A 23,867-nucleotide genomic window follows, 5' to 3' on the forward strand; every position below is an offset into this window, starting at 1 on the left:
TTAATGCTTAGGAATGTTATGGCTATGATTTATCTGGTCGCCGGTGCGCGCCCGAACTTCATGAAAATCGCCCCCATCGTGCGCGCGCTGCAGGCGCACGGCGGGCTGTCGTTCAAGATCATTCATACCGGCCAGCACTATGACCGCGAAATGAACGACGTCTTCTTTGAAGAACTCGGCATCCCCCAGCCCGACCTGTTCATGGCCGCCGGCGGCGGCAGCCACGCCCAGCAGACCGCCAAGATCATGCTCGCTTTCGAGGAATTGTGCGTTGCACAGCGCCCGGACGCCGTGCTGGTGGTGGGCGACGTCAATTCCACGCTGGCCTGCTCCATCGTCGCCAAGAAGCTGACGATACCGGTGGCCCACGTAGAAGCCGGCCTGCGCAGCGGCGACATGAGCATGCCGGAAGAGATCAACCGCCTGGTCACCGACAGCATCAGCGACTGGTTCTTCGTCACCGAGCCGAGCGCGGTCGAGCACCTGCGCCGCGAGGGCAAGCCCGATTCGGCCGTGCACTACGTGGGCCATGTGATGGTGGACAACGTGCTGTTCCAGGCCAACAAGCTGGCCGCCAGCGGCGGCGCCGGGTTGGACAGCGCGGCGATCAAGGCCGGCCTCGGCCTGTCCGGCGGCAAGCGCTATGGCGTGGTCACCCTGCACCGCCCCAGCAATGTGGACGACGCCGTCATGCTGGGCCAGCTGGCCGGCGCGCTGCGCGACATCGCGCGCGAGTTGCCGCTGGTGTTCCCGGTCCACCCGCGCACCCGCGCCAACCTGGAAAAATTCGGCATCAGCCTGGGGCCGGACGTTACGCTGGTCGGCCCGCAAGGCTATATGGCCTTCCTGGATTTGTGGAAGGACGCCGCGCTGGTGCTGACCGACAGCGGTGGCCTGCAGGAGGAAACCACGGCGCTGGGCGTGCCCTGCGTCACGCTGCGCGACAACACCGAGCGCCCGGTCACGGTGGAAGAGGGCACCAATGTGCTGGCCGGCACCTCGCCGCAGGCGATCACGGCCGCCGCCGCGCACATCCTGCGCGGCGAAGGCAAGCAGGGCCGCCGTCCGCACCTGTGGGACGGCAAGGCCGCCGAGCGCATCGTAGCCGTGCTGGACGCGGAATTGAAAAAGGAGCGCACCGCATGACGAAACGCATCACGATGATGGGCTGCCAGGTCGATAATCTGACGATGGAAGAGACCCTGCAAACAATCGACGGCTTTATCCAGAGCGGCAAGCCGCACCAGCACGTGGTGGTCAACGTGGACAAGCTGGTCAAGGCCGCGCACGACGCCGAGCTGCGCCGCATCATCAACGACTGCGCGCTGGTCAACGTGGACGGCATGCCGGTGGTGTGGGCCTCGCGCCTGCTGGGCAAGCCGCTCAAGGAGCGCGTGGCCGGCGTCGACCTGTTCGAAGCGCTGATGCAGCGCTCGTCCCGGACCGGCTGGCGCGTGTTCCTGCTGGGCGCGCGCGAAGAGGTGGTGTCCGAAGTGAAACGCCAGTATGAAATCAAGTATCCCGGCCTGACCGTGTGCGGCTACCGCAACGGCTACTGGAAACCGGAAGAAGAAGCCGGCGTGGTCGAACAGATCCGCGCCGCCCAGGCCGATTTGTTATTTGTCGCTATCAGCTCTCCGAAGAAAGAGCACTTCCTGGGCCAGTACCAGGAACACATGAAAATCCCGTTCGCCATGGGCGTGGGCGGCACCTTCGACGTGGCGGTCGGCCGCGTCAAGCGCGCCCCGCTGTGGATGCAAAAGTCCGGGCTGGAATGGTTCTACCGTTTTCTGCAGGAACCGCGCCGCATGTTCCGGCGCTACTTTATCGAGGACATGGCCTTCGTGTGGCTGTTCCTCAAGGAAGCGGCACGCCGCTGACCAGCATCTCCCAACATCGCAAAACTCAGGATGAAGAATATGACGACAGTTGCAGTAATTGGTTTGGGCTACGTGGGCCTGCCCCTGGTGATCGAGTTCGGCAAGCACGGCCGCACCATCGGTTTTGATATTTCGCAAGCCAAGGTCGACGCCTGCCGCCACGGCACCGACCCGTCGCGCGAGCTGAGCGACGAGCAAATGGCGGCCTCCAAGCACGCCGAGTACACGTCCGACCCGGCCATGCTGGCCGAGGCCGACATCATCGTGGTGGCCGTGCCGACCCCTGTCGACAACGCCCACAACCCCGACTTCACGCCGCTGGTGGGCGCCAGCAAGAGCGTGGGCAAGCACATGAAGGACGGCGCCATCATCGTCTACGAGTCCACCGTGTACCCTGGCGCCACCGAGGAAGTCTGCATTCCCGTGCTGGAGCAGGCGTCCGGCAAGAAATGGAAAGAGGGCTTCAACGTCGGCTATTCGCCCGAGCGCATCAACCCGGGCGACAAGCACCACACCCTGACCACCATCCTCAAGGTGGTGGCCGGCGACACCCCGGACACGCTGGAAAAAGTGGCCCAGCTGTACGAGCGCATCGTGGTGCCCGGCGTGCACCGCTGCACCAGTATCAAGGCCGCCGAAGCGTGCAAGGTGATCGAGAACACCCAGCGCGACCTGAACATCGCGCTGATGAACGAGCTGGCCATCATCTTCGACAAGATCGGCATCGACACCTCGGAAGTGCTGCAGGCCGCCGGCACCAAGTGGAACTTCCTCAAGTTCAGCCCCGGCCTGGTGGGCGGCCACTGCATCGGCGTCGACCCCTACTACCTGACCCACAAGGCCGAGCAGCTGGGCTACAACCCGCAAGTGATCCTGGCCGGCCGCCGCATCAACGACGGCATGGGCAAATACATCGCCGAGCAGACCGTCAAGAACATGATCGCCGCCGGCAGCTACATCAAGGGCGCGCGCGTCAACGTGCTGGGCCTGACCTTCAAGGAAAACTGCGCCGACCTGCGCAATTCCAAAGTGGGCGACGTCATCAACGAGCTGCGCGACTTCGGCATCGAAGTCTTCGTGCACGACCCGTACGCCGACGCCGACGAGGCCATGCACGAGTACGGCGTGCGCCTGTACGGCTGGGACGACCTGCCGCGCGCCGACGCGGTGGTGGCGGCCGTGTCGCACGCCGAACTGCTGGCGCGCCCGGTCGAGGACATCCAGAAAAAACTGATCAAGGGCGGTTGCTTCATCGACGTCAAGGCGGCGTTCGATACGGCGGCCCTGAAGGATGCCGGACTCTGCGTCTGGCGCCTGTAAAGTACATAAAGGGCCGCTTGCGGCCCTTTTTCATCAAGGAGCATATGCATGAAAGCGATGATATTGGCAGCAGGCAAGGGGACGCGCGTGCGCCCATTGACTTACGATGTACCGAAACCCATGATCCCCATCCTCGGCAAGCCCGTGATGGCCTACCTGGTGGAACACCTGGCGCGCTACGGCATCACGGAAATCATGGTCAACGTCAGTTATCTGCACGAAAAGATCGAGGAATACTTCGGCGAAGGGCACCAGTTCGGCGTGCAGATCGGCTATTCCTTTGAGGGCTACACCAACAACGAGGGCGAAGTTGTGCCCGAACCGCTGGGTTCGGCCGGCGGCATCAAGAAAATCCAGGAGTTCGGCGGCTTCTTCGACGACACCACCATCGTGCTGTGCGGCGACGCCATCATCGACCTGGACATCAAGTCGGCGCTGTTCGAACACCGCCGCAAGGGCGCGCTGGCTTCTGTCATCACGCGCGAAGTGCCGTGGGACAAGGTGCCCAGCTACGGCGTGGTGGTCACCGACGCCGACGGCCGCATCCGCGCCTTCCAGGAAAAGCCCAGGCAGGAAGAGGCGCTGTCCAACTTCGCCAGCACCGGCATCTACATCTTCGAGCCCGAAGTGATCGACCTGATCCCCGCCGACCGGCCGTTCGACATCGGCTCCGAGCTGTTCCCGCTGCTGGCGGAAAAAGGCTTGCCCTTCTATGCGCAGCAGCGCAAATTCAACTGGATCGACATCGGCAGCGTCAAGGATTACTGGGAAGTGCTGCAAAGCGTGCTGCTGGGCGAGGTGGAAAACATGAAGGTGCCCGGCATCCAGGTCGACGAGGGCTTGTGGGTCGGCCTGAACACCAGCATCGACTGGAGCGGCGGCACCAAGATCGAGGGACCGGTGTATATCGGCTCCGGCGCCCGGGTGGAGGCGGGCGCCCATATCGTCGGACCGACGTGGATAGGCCACGGCAGCCACGTCTGCAGTGGCGCGGAGGTGGTGCGAAGCGTGTTGTTCGAATATACTCGCGTGTTACCGGATGTTACCTTGGAAGAATTAATCGTCTTCAAGGATTATAGTGTCGACCGAGCTGGCGAAATGAAGCATGTTTCGGAATATGAAACAGGCGAATGGGCCAATGCCCGCGACCGCCGTCGCCGCCGCAGGCAAGAAGAATTACTCTATAAATAATTGGATCAACTCTGCATGAAAATCTATCCCGTCATTCTGTCCGGCGGTGCCGGCACCCGCTTATGGCCGCTGTCGCGCGCCGTGCTGCCCAAACAGCTGCTGCCGCTGGTGGCCGATAAAACCATGCTGCAGGAAACCGCGCTGCGCGTGGCCGGCCGCGCCGCCACCGCCACCGTGGAACTGATGCAGCCGCTGATCGTGTGCGGCAACGAGCACCGCTTCCTGGTGGCCGAACAGATGCGCGAAATCGGCATCAAGCCGCTGGGCATCCTGCTGGAGCCCGTGGGCCGCAACACTGCCCCGGCCGTGGCCGCCGCCGCCCATTACCTGAAGGCGATCGACGCCGAGGCTGTCATGCTGGTGCTGCCGGCCGACCACGTCATCGCCGACGTGGCCGCCTTCCACCAGGCGGTGGAGCGTGCGCTGGTGATGGTCAAGGACGGTGCGCTGGCCACCTTCGGCATCGTGCCGACCGCGCCGGAAACCGGCTACGGCTACATCCAGAGCGGCGCCGGCGCCGGCGCCGAGCACTGCTTCAAGGTGGACCGCTTCGTCGAAAAGCCGGACCGCGCAACGGCCGAAGGCTTTGTCGCCGCCGGCAATTACTTCTGGAACAGCGGCATGTTCCTGTTCCGCGCCGACGCCTACATCGCCGAACTGGCCAAGTTCCAGCCGGCCATCGCCGCCGCCGCCGAAGCGGCCGTGCAGAAGGACTACCGCGACCTGGACTTCTGCCGCCTGGATGAAGCCGCGTTCACCGCCTGCCCGTCGGACTCGATCGACTATGCCGTGATGGAGAAGACCCAGCACGCCGTGGTGGTGCCGGCCGACATCGGCTGGAACGACGTCGGTTCCTGGTCCGCGCTGCACGACGTGCTGCCCAAGGATGCCGCCGGCAACGTCACCCGCGGCGACGTCTACCTGGACGACGTGCAGGGCACCCTGGTGCGCGCCGAGAGCCGCATCGTGGCCGTGGTGGGCGTCAAGGACCTGGTGGTGGTGGAAACCAACGACGCCGTGCTGGTGGCCCACAAGGACCAGGTGCAGCGCGTCAAGCAGATCGTCGACCACCTGAAGACCAAGGACCGCACCGAGCACCTGCACCACACCAAGGTCTACCGTCCATGGGGCTGCTACGAAGGCATCGACATCGGCGAGCGCTTCCAGGTCAAGCGCATCACCGTCAATCCGGGCGGTAAGCTGTCGCTGCAGATGCACCACCACCGCGCCGAACACTGGATCGTGGTCAGCGGCACCGCGCGCGTGACCTGCGGCGAGAAGGTGACCCTGCTGACGGAAAACGAATCGACGTACATTCCTATCGGCATGAACCACCGCCTGGAGAACCCCGGCAAACTGCCGCTGCACCTGATCGAAGTGCAGTCCGGCAGCTACCTGGGCGAGGACGATATCGTCCGTTTCGAAGACGTCTACCAGCGCACCTAAGCGGCGCTCGCAAGAAAAGGGGCTGCGGCCTAATGCCGTTCAGTTAAGGGCTTTTCTTTAGTACCCTGGCGGCATATTTCCTTGGTCTGCCCTTGACGGCCCGGTCGAATTTCCGACCGGGCCGTTCCTCATTGAGGAGGGTAACCAACCTTTCCCGCAAATGCTTCATCGATGCCGGCAGCTTGCCGTAAGAGCGCGTGACGCCGGCCCAGTACAATTCGAACTGGATGAGGTGGAATGCCCTGATGAAGCTCACCTCCGATGGCTCGCACTTGGCGACTAGTGCCGCCTTGGCGATTTCCAGTCGAATCAGATTGTATGCAGTCAGCGTGCCCCATATTTCCTGATACACGCCTTCGACCGTCTTTGATCGCAAGGTGAACGCCGTGCCCAGCATGGTCTGTTTGAGCTCGCGGTAACTGGTTTCGATGCCCCAGCGTCGTTCATAGCAGGCCGCCATGTCGGCAGCGCGATAGCGCCGACGGTCGCGTAGCGAAGTAAGCAGGATCCTTTTGCGCGCCTGTTGGTCAACCACTGTGATGGCGCGCGCTTCCCAGAACTCCGGCAATGCCGGACACTTGACGCGCGCTTGTGGTGATACCCGCATGCGCACGATGGCGTCGTGCTCATCGCCCTCGATCACCTCCCACTTGGTGTTGGATTTGGCGGGGATGAGGAAATGGCGGTTCTCGGCCCCGGTCGTCACAGCGCACAGAATTTCGGCCGCCAGAAAGCCCTTGTCAAATATGGTGAGCGAATCAGCCGGAATATGGGGTACCAGCTCTTTAGCATAGACCATCTCGTTGCTTGCGTAAGGCCCAAACGCGGCGTTGCGAATCAAGTGGGTGGGGAGCGCGGTCAGCGTTACGCCGCGTACTTGCGGATAGCCGGCCACAGTGTCGCCGACGTAATTTTGCGCACCGAAATGGACCCTGTTATCCGCTGTGTCGTGGGTGCGCAAGGTCGTGCCGTCCATAGCGAACAACTGGAGCCCCTTGAATACATAGGCCCGGCGATCTTGCTCGCACCAGGCTTGCGCCGAGCGCTCGAACAACCATTGCAGTGGCTCGGCCCCGAGGCGCTGACGCGCCTGGGCCGCCGCACTTTTACTCACAAAAGGCGCTTGCGCGTCCGGCAATGCCAAGCCCAAGTCGTCAAGTACCTCGCCTATGGATTTGTGCCGGTACAGCGCCAGAGCGATGATCAACCACACCACTTGCTCGGCTGGCAACCGACGCTGGCGGATGCTCACCGCGTGTGTGCAGACAACCGCTTCTTCGATCCAATCATAGGGTAAGTGCTGCCCAAGCCGCCGCCAATCGGGGCACTCTAAACCATCGGCGAGGAAATGAACGGCGTCATCTAGCATTGCGATGCAGGTTAACAGCGATTTGCAATGTTTACAACCACAAAATAAAAATGCCGCTCAGTCTTAACTGAACGGCATTAGGCTGCGGCCCCTTTTTGCATGCTAGGCCGCCGCGTCCAGTATCCACTGGCGGAACGCGGCAATCCTGGGCCGGTCCGCATTCTCTTCCGGACAGACCAGGTAATAGGCGAACGCCTCCATCTGCGTCGCCTGCGCCAGGCAGATCAGCTGCCCGGCGTCCAGCTCGGCGGCGACCATCGCCGCCGGCAACCATCCCACGCCTTGACCGGAAAGCACCGCCCTGAGCAGCAGGCCGGAGTCGTCGAACGCAGGGCCGCGCGGCGCGGCCGGCCCGGCCACGCCCTGGGTCTGGAACCATAGCGCCCAGCCCTTGCGCTGCGCGTCGTGCACCAGCGGCCACGCGGCCAGGTCGGCCGCGCCGCCCGGCCAGCCCCGCTGTTCCACCAGCTGCGGCGCGGCGACGGCAATCATGGCCACGGTAACGACGCGGTCGCTGCGCAGGCCGGGATAGCGACCCATGCCGTGCCGCACCGCGACATCGACGCCGCCGCGCTGGAAGTCCGCCGGCGCGCTGCTGGCGACGATCTGCAGGTCGATATCGGGGTGCGCGTCGCGGAACGATTGCATGCGCGGTATCAGCCAGGCCGAGGCGAAGAACGGCGTCGCGCTCACGGTCAGCATGCCGTCATCGGCCTGCACGGCGACGCGCCGCGTGGCTTCCCCGATCTGCCGGAAAGCATTGCGGATGGCGGGATGGTAGCTGCGCCCGGCCTCGGTCAGGCAGATGCCCCGGCTGGCCCGCTCGAACAGCTGCACGCCCAGGTAGGCTTCCAGGGTCTTGAGCAGCTGGCTCACCGCGCCCGGCGTCACGCACAATTCCTCGGCCGCCAGCTTGACGGAGCCATGGCGTGCGGCGGCCTCGAAGGCGCGCAGTGCGTTAAGCGGCGGGCAGTGCTGTACATTCATTAGAAATTCTCACTCGGATGGCGGAGGTATTGTCGTTTGTCCCGGCCGCGTTGTTGGCACATAATCAGTGTCGGCTGCACAGTCGTACCAGGTGCACCTCATATTATCTAACGCATGCACGCCCGTATACCCGTAAAGGAGCCGCAACATGACCGATCCCGACAGCCTGGCCTTGCTCGACCTGACGGAGGTGTCCGCCCTGATCCGGCGCGGCGCCGTCTCTTCGCGCGCGGTGCTCGCGGCGCAGTTGCGGCGCATCGCCCTGCTGGACCCGGGCTTGCGCAGCTACGCCTGCGTGCTGGAAGCGCAGGCCATGGCACAGGCGGAGGCGGCCGACCGGGAAATCGCTGGCAGGGCATGGTCGCGGACCGCTGCACGGGGTCCCCATCGCGGTCAAGGACTTGTGCTGGGTGGCCGGCGCGCCAACCGCGGCCGGCACCGCCGTCCATCGGCACTTTGTTCCTATGCAGGACGCCACCGTGGTGCAGCGCCTGAAAGCGGCCGGTGCCGTCCTCATCGGTAAAACGCAGCTGACCGAGGGGGCGTACTCTGACTACCACCCGACCGTTGCACCGCCGCGCAATCCTTGGAACGGCGATTACTGGGCAGGCATTTCCTCCAGCGGCTCGGCCGTCGCCACCGCAGCCGGCCTGTGCTATGGCGCCATCGCGTCGGACACCGGCGGTTCCATACGCTGGCCGTCGGCCGCCAACGGCGTCACCGGGCTGAAGCCGACCTGGGGCCGCGTCAGCCGGCACGGCGTGTTCGAGCTGGCTGCTTCGCTCGACCATATCGGCCCCATGGCGCGCAGCGCAAGGGACGTCGCGGCCATGCTGGCGGCCATCGCCGGACCCGATCCGCTCGACCCAACCGCAGCCTGGGCGCCGGTGCCCGACTACCTGGACGCGCTTCCCATGGGTGTCGCAGGCCTGCGCCTGGGCGTGGACGCGCGCTGGAACAGCGGCGGCGTCGATCCCGGCACCCAGGCGGCGCTGGAAGCCGCCACCGCGGTGTTTGCGGCTTTGGGCGCGCATATCGTCCCCGTCCAGTTTCCCGATGTAACCCAGGTCGTGGCCGACTGGGTGGCCAACTGCGCCGTGGAGGCGGCTGTCGCTCACCAAAGCGCCTATGCCGCGCAGCGGGCGGCCTATGGCCCCATCCTGGCTGCCGTGATCGAGGCCGGGCAAGCCGTCACGGGCACCGGCTACCAACAGATCCTGCTGCGGCGCGCGGTCTTCCGCGGCCGGGTGGACGCCCTGTTTCAGTCGGTGGACCTGCTGCTGACGCCGGTCCAGCCCTTTGCGCCGCTCACGGTCGCCGCCGTCGCCACGCTGGGCGAGCAAGCGGGGCTGATTGCAGCGCTTCAACGCTACACCTGCCCGTTCGACATGAGCGGCCACCCGGCGCTGACGCTGCCGGCCGGCTGCACGGCAGCCGGCATGCCGATCGGCATGCAGCTGGTGGCCGGCGCATTCCAGGAGGCCGCGCTGCTGCGCGCCGGCGTCGCCTACCAGGCCGCCACCGACTGGCATCGCCGCCACCCGGCGCTGCCGCATGGAACTGCGCAATGAGGCCGTCGCGCCGGTTCTTCCATGGATGGGTGGTGGTCGCTGCCGCCTTCGCAGTGACCTTCGTGGGCTTTGGCAGCGCCTACACCTTCAGCGCTTTCGTGGCGCCGTTGCAGCGCGATCTGGATGCCTCGCGCGGCTCGGTGTCGCTGGTATTTTCGTTGGCGGGATTCCTGTATTTCGCCCTCGGCGCGGTGTCCGGCCCGCTTGCCGACCGGTGGGGCGCCCGCCGCCTGGCCGTATCCGGCATGCTGCTAGTCGGCTTGGGGCTGGCCCTGGCCAGCCAGGCGCGCACGGTGGCCGAGGTCTACCTGGCCTACGGGCTCGGGGTGGGGCTGGGCGTCGGCTGCGCCTATGTGCCGGTGATCGGAGCGGTGCAGCGCTGGTTCCTCAAGCGGCGCGCCCTGGCATCGGGGTTGGCGGTGAGCGGCATCGGCATCGGCACGCTGGTGATGCCGCCGCTTGCCGCCTGGCTGATCGCCGCCTTCGGCTGGCGGCTGGCGTATCTGGTTTTGGCCGGGATCGCCGTGTTCGTCGGCGCCGGCATGTCGCTGCTGATCCGGAACGATCCGCGCGACCACGGCCTGGCGCCGGACGGCGCGGCAGCGGACAGCGGCGCGGCCGAGCCGCCCGGGATGGCGCTGCGCGAGGCCATGCGCACGGTGCATTTCAAAGGGCTGTACCTTGCCTGCCTGCTGTGCGCGCTGGGCGTGTTTGTGCCTTTTGTGCATCTGCTGCCCAGTGCGCTCGGCCATGGGCTTGCGCCGGCAGCGGCCGCCTTGCTGCTTGGCGCCATTGGCCTGGGCAGCGCGGCCGGGCGTGCCTTGCTGAGCGGTGTTGCTGACAGGGTGGGGCGGGAAGCCTTCCTGGTCGCCATGTTCGCCGGCATGGCGGCGGCCATGCCGATCTGGGCGCTGGCCGGCAGCTTCTGGCCGCTGCTGGTGTTCGCCTTGCTGTTCGGGACTTGTTACGGCGGCTGGGTGGCCATCCTGCCCGCTATCGCCATCGATTACTTCGGCAGCCGCCATGTGGGGGCCATCATCGGCGCGCTCTACACCAGCGTGGCGGCCGGCACGCTGGTCGGTCCCAGCGCAGCCGGCTTCATGTTCGATGCCAGCCACAGCTACACCGTGCCGATCGCGGTCAGCGCTGCCGCCAACGCCATCGCAGCGGCCGTTGCGTTTATTTCCCTGCGTAAAAACCGATCCTCGAGATGACAGCCACGGCGCACTTCAAATTTGCCTTGCATTTTTGTAGGCAGATTCCTACGCCGTTTCCCGCGTCGCCCGGGAAGCCCCTAACGGCCGGGCCTGCCAGCCGATCCGGGGCAAAAATTTACATAAGACATTGTTTTTGAACGGAAATTTTTTGGTGATTCCTTGTCAATGTTTCGATTTCAGCATGCTAGGATGACTGTGCAGTCCTGTGCGCACACGACAGCTTGTTGAGCCATCCAACTTTTTTAACGGGGTTACATATGACCAAAACCAAATCCATCCTGGCCACGCTGGCCCTGGTGGGCGTTACCGCAGGCGGCAGCCTGGCGCACGCCGCCGACATCAGCCAGACCACCGCTCTTTCGCTTACCGGCAACACGGCGCACTTTGGCCGGGACCTGACCGCCTACAGCGTGGGCGACCTGTTCACCGACCGCTTCACGTTCACCACCGCCAGCCTGAGCAACTTCGTGGGCGGCGTGATCCACGTGTCGCCGGGCGCCGGCCCCGCCAAAGACATCGATATTACCGACCTGAGCCTGTACAACTCGCTGGGCCTGGTAGTGGGCGGTGTCAGCCATGGCAACGGCGCTGCCGATGTCTGGACCATCAAATCGATGGGCCCGCTGGCTGCGGACAACTACTACCTGCAAGTCAGCGGCACCGTGCTGTCCGCCGACGACGCCAGCTACGCCGGCCACCTGACCCTGGCGCCGGTACCGGAGCCAGCCACCTACGGCATGATGCTGGGCGGCTTGGGCGTACTGGGCTTCCTGGCCCGCCGCCGCAAGAACAACCAGGCTTGATACTAGCCGCGGCTGTAGCGCCTGTCGGCGCTATAATCGGAACGGAAGCTGCGGCTTCCGTTTTTTTCGTCAGGAGACCCCTATCCGCCTATCGACTCTCTGCGCCGCACCGTGCCTCCTAGCCGCGCTGTCCGCCCCGTTCGCCCAGGCCGCCATTACGCCGGCCCAGCTGGCCGTGGTCGTCAACGATGCCGATCCGAACAGCGTGCAGGTGGCCGAGTACTACCGGCAGCAGCGCGGCATCCCGCAGCAAAACATGGTGCACGTGCGCATCGCCGACAAGCCGCGCAAGCTCAGCGCCGCGCAATTCCGCCAGCTCAAGGACGACATCGACGCCAAACTGGGACCGGACATCCAGGCCGTGCTGATGGTGTGGACCGCGCCCTACGCGGTGGAGTGCAACGGCATCACGGCCGCCTACACGCTGGGCCTGGATAGCGGCCTGTGCGCCAAGACCTGCCAGCCGAGCAAGCCCAGCGCTTACTTCAACGCCACCGGGCCTGCCATGGCGCAGCCGTTCAGCGCGCTCGGCATGCGCCTGGCCATGCTGCTGCCGGCAGACTCGGTCGAGGAGGCCAAGGCGCTGATAGGGCGGGGCGTGGCCAGCGGCTTCCGCGTGCCGGCGGCCGGCGCCTACTACCTGGCCACCAGCGAGGTGCAGCGCAACAGCCGCGCGCCGTTCTTCCCGCGCGCCGGCGTGCTGGCGCAGCGCCGGCTCACCATCCATAACCAGCGCGCCGACGTGCTGGAGGGCGCGCGCGACATCATGGTCTACCAGACCGGCATGGCCAAAGTGGACAAGCTCGACACGCTGGCCTTCCTGCCCGGCGCGCTGGCCGACCACCTGACCTCCTTCGGCGGCGACTTGTACGGCACCATGCAGATGAGCAGCCTGCGCTGGCTGGAGGCGGGCGCCACCGCCAGCTACGGCACGGTCAGCGAGCCGTGCAACTACTGGCAGAAATTCCCCCATCCCGCCGTGCTGCTGCGCCACTACCTGAATGGCGACACCGCCCTGGAAGCGTACTGGAAAAGCGTGTCCTGGCCGGCGCAAGGCCTGTTCATCGGCGAGCCGCTGGCCGCCCCCTACAAGCGTCCCTAAGGGCGTCCTGAGACATTTGTTGGATCGTTACAACTTTAGTCCGTTCGGACTAATGACTAGTCATCAATCTGTCATGTGATTATATTAATATGCAGATAGCAACTATAAAGTCATTTTGTTAACGCCCCCACATCAGGACCGCACATGAAACCATCCGCCCCCGCCGTGCCAGGCCGCCTCACCATCCTGGCCGCCTTGCTGGCCAGCCTGTCCGCACCCGCCCTGGCCGATTCGGCCGTCGTCATCAGCCAGGTCTACGGCGCGGGCGGCAACGGCAGCGGCGCCACCGGCGCCGTGCTGAAGCACGACTTCATCGAACTGTACAACCGCGGCACCGCACCGGTGTCGCTGAACGGCTGGAGCGTGCAATATGCGTCCGCCACCGGCAGCAGCTGGCAGGTCACGCCGCTGACCAACGTTACCTTGCAGCCCGGCCAGTTCTACATGGTGCAGGAGGCGGCAGGAACCGGCGGCACCGCCACCACCGTCACGGCCGACAAAGTGGGCACCATCCCCATGGCGGCCGGCGCCGGCAAGGTCGCGCTGAGCACCACCACCACCGCCTTCGCGGTCGCCAACCCGAGCGGCGCGGCGCTGGTGGACTTCGTCGGCTACGGCAGCACCGCCAACTTCTCCGAAGGCGGCACGCCGACCGGCACGCTGGGCAATCTGGCCGCTGCGCTGCGCAACAACAACGGCTGCACCGACACCGACAACAACGGCGCCGATTTCACCGTCGCCGAACCGAATCCGCGCAACACCGCCGTGATCCAGGTCTGCGGCGCGCCCATCGTCAAGCCCATCGTCCCGGCCTGCCCGTCCACGCTGTCCGTCGCGCAAGGCTACAGCGGCAGCGTGCCGCTGACCGCCAGCGATGACGACAGCATCGTCACCGCCGCCACCATCACTGCCGGTGCGCAGCCCGGTATCAGCCTGGACGGCTTCACCGCCGCCGGCGCCGTCGGCGGCACAGCCAGCGTCAACCTAAGCGCGGCCGCCAGCCTGGCGGTAGGCAGCTACCCGGTCACCATCCAGTTCGCCAACGACGCCAACCAGTTCGCCACCTGCCCGGTCACGGTCAAGGTGAGCGGCCTGGCCAACGTCACCATGACCATTCCGCAAATCCAGGGCGCCAGCCCGGGCGACGCGCCCAGCCCGGTGGCCAACACCGTGCAGACCGCCGAAGGCGTGGTTACCTTGAAAGTGTCGAACGGCTTCTTCATGCAGGACGCCGCGGGCGACAACGACCCCACCAGCTCGGACGGCATCTTCGTCTACACCGTCACCGCGCCCACCGTGCAAGTGGGCCAGGTCGCCCGCGTCACCGGCCTGGTGTTCGAATACACGCCGACCGGCGCCAAGCGTTCCTACACCGAATTCAAGGACGTGACTGCCGTGGTGCCGATGGGCGACGGCCCGGCCATCACGCCCGCCAACATCGAGCTGGGCGCCAACCTGGCGCAGTACGAAGGCATGCTGGTGCGCTTCACCCGTCCGCTGACCGTCAACCAGGCCGAGTTCCTGGGCGACCGCGGCGAACTGACCCTGGCCAACGGCCGCCTGGAAGTGCCGACCAACCGCTACCCCGCGCGCACGCCGGAAGCGTACGCGCTGGCGGCCGCCAACGCGGCCGGAATGATCGTGCTGGATGACGGCCTGTTCGTCACCCCGGCCACCATCCCCTACATCGGCCAGGACGGCACCGTGCGCGTGGGCGACACGGTCAGCGACCTGGTGGGCGTGATCGACTTCGGCGCCGCCGGCGGCAACGTCACCACCTTCAAGCTGCAGCCGACCGCCGCGCCGGTGTTCTCGCGCAGCAATCCCCGTGAAGACGCGCCCGCGCTGGCCGCCGGCAACGTGAAAGTGGCCAGCGCCAACGTGCTGAACTTCTTCACCACCTTCACCAACGGCCGCAACGTGGAAGGCCAGACCGGGCAGGGCTGCAAGATCGGCAGCACCACCACGGCCGGCAACTGCCGCGGCGCCGACAACATGGAAGAGTTCGTGCGCCAGCGCGACAAGATCGTGGCCGAACTGAAAGCCATCGACGCCGACGTCTACGGCCTGATGGAAATCCAGAACAACGGCGAATACGCGGTCACCTACCTGACCAATGCGCTGAACGCGGCGGTCGGCTCGAACACCTACGCCGTGGTGCCGGCCCCGGCCGCCACCGGCACCGACGCCATCCGCGTCGCCGTGATCTACAAGCCGTCCAAACTGACGCTGGTGGGCAGCGCGCTGTCGGACGGCGATGCCATCAACAACCGTCCGCCGATGGCGCAAACCTTCCAGGCCGCCAACGGCGAGAAGTTCTCGCTGGTGGTGAACCACCTGAAATCGAAAGGCAGCTGCCCGTCCGGCAGCGGCCTGGACGCCGACCAGGGCGACAGCCAGGGCTGCTGGAACAACACCCGCAAGCAGCAGGCCGCGCGCCTGGTGAACACCTTCGTGCCGCAGGTGGTGGCCGCCGCCGGCGACCCGGACGTGCTGCTGATCGGCGACATGAATTCCTACGGCATGGAAGACCCGGTATTCGTCATGACCGGTGCCGGCTTCGTCAACCAGCTGGAACGCTATGTGCGCCCGAACGGCACGCCGTACTCCTACGTCTTCGGCAGCAACAGCGGCTACCTGGACCACGCGCTGGCCAGCGGCTCGCTGAGCCCGCAAGTGGCCGGCGCCGCCGAATGGCACCTGAACGCCGACGAGCCGACCGTGATCGACTACAACAAGGACGGCAAGCCGCAGGACCTGTACAACGCGCTGCCATACCGCGCGTCGGACCATGACCCGGTAGTGGTCAGCCTGAACCTGCAGCCGAAGTTCATCGACATGAGCGGCAGCGTCAAGTTCGTACAGCAGGGCACGGTGTACAACCGCTTCACGCAGAAATCCTCCGGCGTGATCACGGTTACCAACAACGGCAGCACGCCGCTGAACGGTCCGTTCCAGCTGCAGCTAAACGGCCTGGGTAACGGCCTGGTGCTGGACAACGCCAGCGGCACCTTTGGCGGCGCGCCCTACATCACGCTGGGCGGCACGCTCGCGCCGGGCGCCACCATGACGGTCGCGCTGACCTTCAGCAATCCGAATAAAGCGGTCGTGACCTACACGCCCAAGTTCTACACCGGCACCTTCTAAGGACATCCAACCATGAGCAACTTCTTCAACAAAACCCTGCGCCGCGCCGCGCTGACCCTGGTGCTGGCAGCCGTTAGCGGCCTGGCTTCGGCTGGCGTCATTGTCACCATCGACACCAAGACCTTCGGCGCCGCCAACGGCTACCTGGACTTCCAGTTCAGTTCTCCCGGCAACGGCGTGGAAGCCACCGCGCTGATGTCCAACCTGGTGGGCTTTGGCAGCGCCGTGGTCGACCTGAACGACAACGTCACGCCGCAAGGCGGCGGCTACCTGTTCAGCAACCTGGCCTTCAACGAGCTGGCCTTCGCGCTGCCGTTCGATGCCGTGCTGTCCTTCGACCTGAGCTTTGCCGGCGCGGCCGATCCGGTGTCGGGCTATATCTCCAACTTCAGCATCACGGCCTACAACGCCCTCGGCGAATGGGTAGGCAACTACGACCCGGTCACCGGCGCCATTGCCCAGTACCTCTGGACGCCGCCGACCACGCCGGGCGGCAACGGTTCCATCGGCCAGGGTCCAGGCGACCCGGATGCCGTCACCACGGTGCCCGAGCCGTCCGACTGGCTGCTGAGCGGCACCGGCCTGGCGCTGATGGCGCTGGTGCTGCGCCGCCGCCGCGCCGCTACCGCGCCTACTGCCGCTGCTGCTGCTGCTGCTGCTGCTGCTGTGCCAACGCCGGCGCTGGCCGCTTAACGCGCCGCCACGCTGTTGTATCCGCGCACCGGCGGTGTGCGCCGACCCGCCAGCCTGCAACGCGCCGTCCCGCCAAGGGCGGCGCGTTTTTTCATGGGGTGGGCTGGAATTTAGTCGAAAAAGCTATCAATCGCGCAATTAAATTGTATTAGCGCGCACAATCGCGGCTGGTGCATAGTGAAGCTTATGCCCCCGCCCATCCTGATCATCGACAGCGATCCGCAGGTCCAGCAACTGCTGGCGCTGAACTTGCGCCAGGCTGGCCACCAGCCGCTGTGCGCACTCGATGCCGAGAGCGCACTGCTGATGCTGGAATCGGTGGCGCCGGGCCTGCTGCTGCTGGAATGGGACTTGCCCGGCCAGTCCGGGCTGGCGCTGCTGCGCCGCCTGCGCGCCACGCAGCGCAGTGCTGGCCTGCCCATCCTCATGCTCACCGCGCGCAGCGCCGAGGCCGACAAGATCCTGGCGCTCGAGAGCGGCGCGGACGACTACATCACCAAGCCCTTCAGCCCGCGCGAAACGCTGGCCCGCATGCACGCCGTGCTGCGCCGCCAGACGCACGCCGCCATGCAGGCCATGCAGGCCGGAACGCAGGCTGGACCCCATGCCGGAACGCCGCCCGGAACCCATGCCGAAGGGCCGGCCAGCGCGGGCGGCACGCTGCAGCTGGCCGCGTTGCGCCTGGACGCCGCCGCCCAGCGCGTGGTGGCCGGCGGCCGTCAGCTCAGCCTCGGGCGGGTGGAGTTCCGCCTGCTGCATTTCCTCATGCGGCATCCGGAACGCGTCTACAGCCGCGCGCAGTTGCTGGATCTCGTATGGGGCGCGGACGCCTGCCTGGACGAGCGCACCGTGGATGCCCACGTCGGCCGCCTGCGCAACGCCTTGCAGCCCAGCGGCCACCACGATCACATCGAAACCGTGCGCGGCAGCGGCTACCGCTTCACGGCCCGTGCGGCCGCCACCGCCTGAGCGCCGGGCGCGCCATGGAGCAAGCCGTCATCCTGAGCAAGCTGGAGCAGGAATACCTGCTGGGCGCCATCGAAGCGTCGTTGTCCGTGCGGGAGCTGCGCAGCTATTTCCTGTGGTCGCAAGGCCAGCTGCAAGCGCTGCTGCCGCACCGCGTCATGGTCTGCATGCAGTTCGGTCCGGCGGGCGGCCAGCGTGGCGCTTTGCTGCGCATCGAGTGCCTGCATGGCACCATACTCGACCGTGCCGTGCTGACACAGCTGTGCGAACCCGCCCAAGGCTTGGCGCCGCGCCTGGCGCGCCATGCCGCCGCCTGCGCTCAAGCCCGTGCCCGGATCGCCGGGGATGCCGCGCCGGCGCGTCCTGTGGCGCTGGCGGCTGCGCCGCAGCGCGCTGCCGGTGCGGCCAGCGGCGCCGAGCCGGAGAACGAATTCGCGCCCGAGCTGCTGCGCCTGGGCCTGGACAACGTGTTGCTGCATGGCAGCGGCGCGCTGCCGGGCGGCAGCACCTGTTTCGCGCTGTTCGGCATGCCGCAGCGGCCCGGTCCGCGCCAGGCGTATTTCCTCGAACTGCTGCTGCCGCACCTGCACTTCGCCTTGCTGCGGCTGGACGCCGCGCCCGCCGCCGCGCCGGCCGAGCGCGCCGTCAGCCGGCGCGAAATGGAAATCCTGCACTGGGTCAGGGAAGGCAAGAGCAACACCGAAGTAGGGCAGATCCTCGGCATCAGCGGCCTGACCGTGAAAAACCATCTGCAACGCATCTACAGGACGCTGGGCGTGAGCAACCGCACCCAGGCCGTGGCGCGCGGTATCGCGCTGCGGCTGCTGGACGGCGGCGCAGCGCACGCTTGACGCGGCGCCCGCACAAGCACATGATGGCGCATCCCAACCCGACCGGCTTGCGCTGCCCACGTCCATGCGACTGACCCTGCTACTCGCCCTTGCCGCCGCCGGCGCCTTGCTTGGCTGCGCTGCGCAGGCCGGCGGCAGCAATAGCAGCAATAGCAGCAACGGCAGCAACGGCAGCGCCGCAGTCCAGGCGTCTGCCGCCACGGCCGGCGCGCCCGAACTGCTGCAACGCCTGCGCGCCATGGAAGCCGCGTCCACCTGCAACGCCGCAGCCGACTGCCGCGCCGTGCCGCTGGGCGCCCGCCTGTGCGGCGGCCCGTCCGCCTGGATAGCCATGTCCAACGCCCAAATGCCAGCCGCCGCGCCGCTCGCGGAACGCTATACGGCTTTGCGAAAGGCGGCCAACGAGGCCGCTGAAAAGGACGGCATGGTCTCCACTTGCCAGGTCATACCGCAGCCCGCCGTCGGCTGCGCCGGTGGCTATTGCCGCGCCCTCCCCAGCGGGCCGTCCGGCCGCGCAGACTGAGTCCTCGTCATTTCCCGCTTGCGTGAATTTACTTCACTCGCGGAACCTTTCTTGTCGAAAAATCTTACACTTTGACTTCCTTGCAATAATGTTGTCAGGTCAACTTCCTGATTCTTTTGAAAATATTTCCTAGGCACGTTTAATGCTTCATTAGGCGAACTCAACTAGGGGAGTGGTTGAGACGGGCAAGTTATCTATCCACAAGACAAGATAACTTTCTAAAAATTAAGAGACCATTTATATCCAGGGGATTTCGTGGCTAAATTTACGACAAGCGGTACGCGCAAACTGTTCAAAAAAGCGGCATGCGCTGCGGCGCTAGCAGCAAGCAGTTTTGCACAAGCGGGAGTAATCAATTTTGAGAGCGGGTTTGACGACCCGGTCCTCCTGGCCGGCCAAACCCGGACCACGGGCGAGTACTGGATCGAGACCTACGCCTACGGCGCCACGTTAGGCACCGACCTGGCCGGCGTGATTGTCGACGGTTCCACCAACGACCTGTGCGTAGCGGGCGGTTGCCCGGTCAACAACAAGACCAATTACCTGACTGCCCTGAACGACGGCTATCTGTACTTCGGCCTGAACAACGGCAACAATTTCCACCTCGGCAGCCTGCAGGCCAGCTATGTGGGCGCCGACGGCACCACCTTCCCGAGTACTGCTGGCGCGCTGCTGATCCAGGGCTTCAACGCCCTGGGCCAGGCCGTGGGCGTTTCGCAAACCATCTTCCTGCCAGGCCCGACCGGCGGCGCGTTCAACTTCGCCACTTACGACCTGTCGCCCTTGTCCGGCTATGAATTCAACTTCGTGCGCATCTATGGCTACGGCTGCGATGCCACCGGCAGCTGCAGCCGCACTGCCGGCATAGGCAATATTGCCCTCGACAACATCGTCACCGTCCCGGAACCCACCAGCATGGCCCTGTTCGGCCTCGGCCTGTTCGGCCTTGGCGCGCTGCGCCGCCGCCGTTCGGCTTGAGCTCGTGCTGTTCCATTTTTAATCCATTCCGGGAAAAACCATGAACCTGAACCTGCGTCCAATTTCGCTGGCCGTGCTGGCACTGCTGTCCAGCCTGACCATCACCGCCAGCGCGCAAGAAGAGCGCCGCACCTACATCGTGCAGCTGCAAGACCAACCCGCCGCCACCTACGCCGGTGGCGTTGACGGCCTCGCTGCCACCCAGCCGGCCCCCGGCCAAGTGTTCGATTCGCGCGCCCCCAGCGCGCAGGAATACATCCGCTACCTGGGCGAACGCAAAACTGAAGTACTGGCCAGCGTCGGCAATCCGACCGTGATCGCCAACTATGACGTGGTGCTGAACGGCTTCGCCGTGCAGCTGACCGACGCCGAAGTGCTGGCGCTGAAGAACAATCCGGCCGTGGCCGACGTCCAGGCCGACGCCGTGCGCCGCGTCGACACCATCTCCACCGCGCGCTTCCTGGGCCTGAGCACGACCGGCGGCCTGTGGTCGAAATTCACCGGCGGCCAGCTGGTGAAAGGCGAGAACATGGTGATCGGCGTAGTCGACAGCGGCATCTGGCCGGAAAACCCGGCCTTCGCCGACCGCGTGGACGCCAACGGCAACCCGACCTTCGACGGTTCCGGCACGCTGGCCTACCTGAGCCCGCCCGCTACTTTCAAGGGCGGTTGCCAGAGCGGCGAAGGCTTCGACGCCGGCCTGCATTGCAACAATAAGCTGATCGGCGCCAAATATTTCAACGCCGGCTTCCTGGCCTCGCCCAACGGCTCGAAAAAGAACTGGAGCGAGTTCTATTCGCCGCGTGACTCCAACATCGGCAGCAACGGCGTGTCCACCGGTCACGGCGGCCACGGCAGCCATACGGCGTCCACCGCTGCCGGCAACGACGGCGCCTTCGCCACCGTGAACGGCGTGCCCATGGGACCAAGCACCGGCATGGCGCCGCGCGCCCGCATCGCCGCCTACAAGGTGTGCTGGACTTTCGACGATCCGGCTGCCGAAGACGGCACCAACGCCAGCAACACCTGCTACAACTCGGACTCGGTGCTGGCCATCGACGAGGCGGTCAAGGACGGCGTGAACGTCATCAACTACTCGATCAGCGGTTCCCAGACCTCGGTCAACGACCCGGTCGAGCAAGCCTTCTACCGCGCCTCGCTGGCCGGCGTGTTCGTGGCCGCTTCGGCCGGCAACAGCGGTCCTGCGCAAGCGGTGGCGCACGTCAGCCCATGGCTGACCACGGTGGCCGCGTCCACCCACGACCGCAGCACGCAAGCGGAAGTCACGCTGGGCAGCGGCACCAAGTACAGCGGCGCCTCCTTGAACGTGACCCCGCTGCCGTCGTCGCCGCTGATCCGCGGGGAAGACGCCGGCCTGGGCGGCGGTACCGCCAGCCTGTGCTTCAGCGATGCCGGCGCTGCCGCCGGCTTCAACCAGGTCGTGCTGGACCCGGCCAAGGTGGCCGGCAAGGTGGTCATCTGCACGCGCGGCGAAAACGCCCGTGTCGACAAGAGCCTGGCCGTGCTGCAAGCCGGCGGTGCCGGCATGATCATGGCCGACAACGGCGGCGGCCTGGTGTCCGAAGCGCACTCGGTGCCGAGCGTGCACGTGTCGGCAGCCGACGGCGCGGCGATCAAGACCTACGCCCAGACGCAGGCCGCCAGCGCTGCCCTCAGCGCCTTCGCCATCAAGTCGGTGCCGGCGCCCATCATGGCCGGCTTCTCCTCGCGCGGCCCGAACGCCGGCGACAGCAATATGCTGAAGCCGGACTTGACCGCGCCGGGCGTGGACGTGATCGCCAGCGTCACCGCCGCGCTGACCCCGGCCGAGCACGCCCAGGTGGCCGCCGGCACGCTGGTGCCGCCGCCTGCCTACGCGTCCTACCAGGGCACCTCGATGTCCAGCCCGCACGTGGCCGGCCTCGGCCTGCTGCTGCGCCAGCTGCATCCTGACTGGACCCCGGCCGCCATCAAGTCGGCGCTGATGACCACCGCCTACACCACCCTGAACGACAACCTGGCCGGTGCCCAGAACGGCCTGCTGCCATGGGCGCAAGGCGCCGGGCACGTGGACCCGAACAAGGCTGCCGATCCTGGCCTGGTGTACGACCTGAAAAAGCCGGACTTCGTGGCTTACCAGTGCAAGGTCAATAAGGCTGCGGTGCAGCCGCAAAGCGATTGCACCACTTACGGCACGCTGGACGAGAGCTACAACCTGAACCTGCCTTCGATCACTGTGGGCGGCGTGCAGACCAGCGTCACCGTGCGCCGCAGCGTGACCAACGTGGGCGGCGCCAGCGCCACCTACAACGCCACCGCTTCCGTGCCGGGTTTCAGCACCGTGGTCACCCCGTCCAGCCTGACCCTGGCGCCGGGCGAAACCGCTGCCTTCACCGTCAAGCTGACGGCCGCCGGCGCCGCCAACGGCGTCTGGAACTTCGGCAGCCTGAGCTGGACCGACGGCACCCACGTGGTGCGCAGCCCGATCCAGGCCCGCACCGGCAAATCCATTGCCGCCACCGCGCAGCTGACCGGCGACAAGACTTCCGGTACCCGCATCTTCCCGGTGAAAGCCACCTTCAACGGCCGCATGACGGCCCTGAAGGGCGGCCTGAAAGCGCCGACCCTGGGCGAGGCCGCAACCCTGACCCCGGCACCGCTGAGCTCGGCCAACCTGAAGCTGGCTTGCGCCGCCGGCAACGACCTGCCGAACGTGAAGGTGTACAACGTGGCCATCCCTGCCAACACGGTGGCGGCCCGCTTCGCACTGCGCAATGCGGACGTCAGCACCGCCGGTGACGACAACGACATGGGCCTGCTGACCCCGTCGGGCGCCTGGGTGTATTCGGGCAACGACGGCAGCAATGAATCGGTGCAAGTGGCCGGTCCCGATGCGGGCAACTACAAGGTGTGCGTGGTGGCCTACGGCGGCGGCGCGACCATGTCGCACAAACTGCAGTCGACCGTGGTGACCACGGCCGACGTGGGCGGCAAGTTCACCGTGGTGCTGCCTGGCAAAGTGGTGGCCAACACCGCCGCCAGCGTCGTCGCCACCTGGTCCGGCCTGGCCAACGATACCTCCTACCTGGGCGGCATCCAGTTCCAGGACCTGAGCGGCGTGGTGCAGGCGACCACCATTGTCAACATCAACACCGGCTCGGCCACCATTCCTGTGGCGGAAACGGAACGCACCCGCTCGAAACTGATCGACTAATCTGATGGACTAATTGTCGCTCAGCAAGAGCAGTAAATCGCAGCCGCGCGGGCTCGTCCCGCGCGGCTGTTTTTATTGCGGAAAACGTTGTCGAATGCTTAAACCGCGTGGTAGGCTAGGCGGTTTCAGCCTTCCGCAGCAAAAAAGGAGTCGTTCGGATGCACGCAGCACAGCTACAAGGCAACAAAGCGCCACGCCGCGCCCCCGGTTTCACCTTGCTGGAACTGCTGGTGGTGATCGTCATCATCGGCCTGCTGGCGGCCTACGTCGGCCCCAAATATTTCTCGCAGCTGGGCAAGTCGGAAGTGACGATTGCCAAGGCCCAGATCGAAGCGTTTGAAAAGTCGCTGGACACCTACCGCCTGGACGTGGGCCGCTACCCGAGCGCCGAGGAAGGCCTGGGCGCGCTGCTGGTGGCCCCGGCGTCGGCCGGTGCCAAGTGGAACGGCCCCTACCTGAAAAAAGGCGTGCCGCCCGATCCATGGGGCAAGCCTTACCAGTACCGTTCGCCCGGCACCAAGGGCGAATACGAAATCCTGTCCCTGGGCAAGGATGGCCAGCCCGGCGGCACCGGCGAAGACGCCGACATCACGTCCCAATAACGTCCCG

General features: G+C 65.9%; 19 protein-coding genes. 17 read left to right on the forward strand and 2 right to left on the reverse strand.

The annotated features are described in order from the left end of the window. Window positions 1–18: 18 nt before the first annotated feature. The 5 genes from wecB to ACFJI2_RS03930 are packed head-to-tail and all read left to right on the forward strand — an operon-like array spanning window position 19 to window position 5,837. Entirely contained in the window at window positions 19–1,146 is a 1,128-nt protein-coding gene (wecB, locus tag ACFJI2_RS03910; protein WP_377703827.1) for a non-hydrolyzing UDP-N-acetylglucosamine 2-epimerase, read from the forward strand. Then, complete coding sequence (locus tag ACFJI2_RS03915; RefSeq protein ID WP_107876872.1) at window positions 1,143–1,880, forward strand: WecB/TagA/CpsF family glycosyltransferase; 738 nt, start codon at window positions 1,143–1,145, stop codon at window positions 1,878–1,880. Before wecB ends, ACFJI2_RS03915 begins: the two co-directional genes overlap by 4 nt. 39 nt (window positions 1,881–1,919) lie before the next feature. Further along, window positions 1,920–3,200 (forward strand): nucleotide sugar dehydrogenase, encoded by a 1,281-nt coding sequence (locus ACFJI2_RS03920; protein ID WP_377703828.1) that lies wholly within the window; start codon window positions 1,920–1,922, stop codon window positions 3,198–3,200. Between the two features lie 48 nt (window positions 3,201–3,248). Then, the gene (locus tag ACFJI2_RS03925) at window positions 3,249–4,391 is read left to right on the forward strand and encodes a sugar phosphate nucleotidyltransferase (RefSeq protein ID WP_377703829.1); all 1,143 of its coding nucleotides are present in this window, start codon (window positions 3,249–3,251) and stop codon (window positions 4,389–4,391) included. 15 nt (window positions 4,392–4,406) lie between these two features. Beyond that, on the forward strand, window positions 4,407–5,837 hold the full coding sequence (locus tag ACFJI2_RS03930; protein WP_377703830.1) for a mannose-1-phosphate guanylyltransferase/mannose-6-phosphate isomerase: 1,431 nt from the start codon (window positions 4,407–4,409) through the stop codon (window positions 5,835–5,837). Between the two features lie 43 nt (window positions 5,838–5,880). On the opposite strand, the gene ACFJI2_RS03935 is transcribed toward ACFJI2_RS03930, so the two are convergent. Beyond that, complete coding sequence (locus ACFJI2_RS03935; protein ID WP_377703831.1) at window positions 5,881–7,206, reverse strand: IS4 family transposase; 1,326 nt, start codon at window positions 7,204–7,206, stop codon at window positions 5,881–5,883. Window positions 7,207–7,308: 102 nt separating this feature from the next. After that, window positions 7,309–8,193 carry a transcriptional regulator GcvA gene (gcvA, locus tag ACFJI2_RS03940; protein ID WP_377703832.1) on the reverse strand — a complete coding sequence of 295 codons (885 nt, stop codon included), beginning with the start codon at window positions 8,191–8,193 and terminating at the stop codon, window positions 7,309–7,311. A 401-nt stretch (window positions 8,194–8,594) separates the two neighbouring features. On the opposite strand from gcvA, the gene ACFJI2_RS03945 reads away from it, so the two are divergent. The 12 genes from ACFJI2_RS03945 to gspG all read left to right on the forward strand — a co-directional run bounded on the left by ACFJI2_RS03945 (window position 8,595) and on the right by gspG (window position 23,860). Next, window positions 8,595–9,764: an amidase gene (locus ACFJI2_RS03945; protein ID WP_377703833.1), complete on the forward strand. Its 1,170-nt coding sequence runs from the start codon at window positions 8,595–8,597 to the stop codon at window positions 9,762–9,764. Continuing rightward, on the forward strand, window positions 9,761–10,978 hold the full coding sequence (locus ACFJI2_RS03950) for an MFS transporter (protein WP_377703834.1): 1,218 nt from the start codon (window positions 9,761–9,763) through the stop codon (window positions 10,976–10,978). Before ACFJI2_RS03945 ends, ACFJI2_RS03950 begins: the two co-directional genes overlap by 4 nt. Before the next feature lie 260 nt (window positions 10,979–11,238). Then, on the forward strand, window positions 11,239–11,784 hold the full coding sequence (locus ACFJI2_RS03955; RefSeq protein ID WP_377703835.1) for an FxDxF family PEP-CTERM protein: 546 nt from the start codon (window positions 11,239–11,241) through the stop codon (window positions 11,782–11,784). Between the two features lie 175 nt (window positions 11,785–11,959). Beyond that, window positions 11,960–12,886, forward strand: coding sequence for a TIGR03790 family protein (locus ACFJI2_RS03960; RefSeq protein WP_377703836.1), 927 nt, complete (start codon window positions 11,960–11,962; stop codon window positions 12,884–12,886). Between the two features lie 144 nt (window positions 12,887–13,030). Further along, complete coding sequence (locus tag ACFJI2_RS03965; protein ID WP_377703837.1) at window positions 13,031–16,033, forward strand: ExeM/NucH family extracellular endonuclease; 3,003 nt, start codon at window positions 13,031–13,033, stop codon at window positions 16,031–16,033. 12 nt (window positions 16,034–16,045) lie between these two features. Continuing rightward, window positions 16,046–16,726: an NF038129 family PEP-CTERM protein gene (locus tag ACFJI2_RS03970; protein WP_377703838.1), complete on the forward strand. Its 681-nt coding sequence runs from the start codon at window positions 16,046–16,048 to the stop codon at window positions 16,724–16,726. Between the two features lie 186 nt (window positions 16,727–16,912). Next, complete coding sequence (locus tag ACFJI2_RS03975; protein WP_377703839.1) at window positions 16,913–17,695, forward strand: winged helix-turn-helix domain-containing protein; 783 nt, start codon at window positions 16,913–16,915, stop codon at window positions 17,693–17,695. Between the two features lie 14 nt (window positions 17,696–17,709). Then, a complete protein-coding gene (locus ACFJI2_RS03980) occupies window positions 17,710–18,543 on the forward strand; it encodes a LuxR C-terminal-related transcriptional regulator (RefSeq protein ID WP_377703840.1) in 834 nt (277 codons plus the stop codon). A gap of 64 nt (window positions 18,544–18,607) precedes the next feature. Further along, window positions 18,608–19,066: a hypothetical protein gene (locus ACFJI2_RS03985; RefSeq protein WP_377703842.1), complete on the forward strand. Its 459-nt coding sequence runs from the start codon at window positions 18,608–18,610 to the stop codon at window positions 19,064–19,066. A 255-nt stretch (window positions 19,067–19,321) separates the two neighbouring features. Continuing rightward, a complete protein-coding gene (locus tag ACFJI2_RS03990) occupies window positions 19,322–20,044 on the forward strand; it encodes an NF038120 family PEP-CTERM protein (protein ID WP_377703843.1) in 723 nt (240 codons plus the stop codon). A 40-nt stretch (window positions 20,045–20,084) separates the two neighbouring features. After that, a complete protein-coding gene (locus tag ACFJI2_RS03995) occupies window positions 20,085–23,258 on the forward strand; it encodes a S8 family serine peptidase (protein ID WP_377703844.1) in 3,174 nt (1,057 codons plus the stop codon). 158 nt (window positions 23,259–23,416) lie between these two features. After that, a complete protein-coding gene (gspG, locus tag ACFJI2_RS04000; protein WP_107876843.1) occupies window positions 23,417–23,860 on the forward strand; it encodes a type II secretion system major pseudopilin GspG in 444 nt (147 codons plus the stop codon). Window positions 23,861–23,867: the final 7 nt, after the last annotated feature.

The sequence above is a fragment of the Pseudoduganella sp. UC29_71 genome, from assembly GCF_042693265.1.
Taxonomy (GTDB): Bacteria; Pseudomonadota; Gammaproteobacteria; order Burkholderiales; family Burkholderiaceae_D; genus Rugamonas.

Coding starts and splice junctions, on each gene's coding strand:
- ACFJI2_RS03935 (WP_377703831.1), bottom strand. CDS start 7,206: ATGCTAGATGACGCCGTTCATTTCCTCGCCGATGGTTTAGAGTGCCCC.
- ACFJI2_RS03965 (WP_377703837.1), top strand. CDS start 13,031: ATGAAACCATCCGCCCCCGCCGTGCCAGGCCGCCTCACCATCCTGGCC.
- ACFJI2_RS03920 (WP_377703828.1), top strand. CDS start 1,920: ATGACGACAGTTGCAGTAATTGGTTTGGGCTACGTGGGCCTGCCCCTG.
- gcvA (WP_377703832.1), bottom strand. CDS start 8,193: ATGAATGTACAGCACTGCCCGCCGCTTAACGCACTGCGCGCCTTCGAG.
- ACFJI2_RS03985 (WP_377703842.1), top strand. CDS start 18,608: ATGCGACTGACCCTGCTACTCGCCCTTGCCGCCGCCGGCGCCTTGCTT.
- ACFJI2_RS03950 (WP_377703834.1), top strand. CDS start 9,761: ATGAGGCCGTCGCGCCGGTTCTTCCATGGATGGGTGGTGGTCGCTGCC.
- ACFJI2_RS03975 (WP_377703839.1), top strand. CDS start 16,913: ATGCCCCCGCCCATCCTGATCATCGACAGCGATCCGCAGGTCCAGCAA.
- wecB (WP_377703827.1), top strand. CDS start 19: ATGGCTATGATTTATCTGGTCGCCGGTGCGCGCCCGAACTTCATGAAA.
- ACFJI2_RS03980 (WP_377703840.1), top strand. CDS start 17,710: ATGGAGCAAGCCGTCATCCTGAGCAAGCTGGAGCAGGAATACCTGCTG.
- ACFJI2_RS03930 (WP_377703830.1), top strand. CDS start 4,407: ATGAAAATCTATCCCGTCATTCTGTCCGGCGGTGCCGGCACCCGCTTA.
- ACFJI2_RS03970 (WP_377703838.1), top strand. CDS start 16,046: ATGAGCAACTTCTTCAACAAAACCCTGCGCCGCGCCGCGCTGACCCTG.
- ACFJI2_RS03915 (WP_107876872.1), top strand. CDS start 1,143: ATGACGAAACGCATCACGATGATGGGCTGCCAGGTCGATAATCTGACG.
- ACFJI2_RS03995 (WP_377703844.1), top strand. CDS start 20,085: ATGAACCTGAACCTGCGTCCAATTTCGCTGGCCGTGCTGGCACTGCTG.
- ACFJI2_RS03955 (WP_377703835.1), top strand. CDS start 11,239: ATGACCAAAACCAAATCCATCCTGGCCACGCTGGCCCTGGTGGGCGTT.
- gspG (WP_107876843.1), top strand. CDS start 23,417: ATGCACGCAGCACAGCTACAAGGCAACAAAGCGCCACGCCGCGCCCCC.
- ACFJI2_RS03925 (WP_377703829.1), top strand. CDS start 3,249: ATGAAAGCGATGATATTGGCAGCAGGCAAGGGGACGCGCGTGCGCCCA.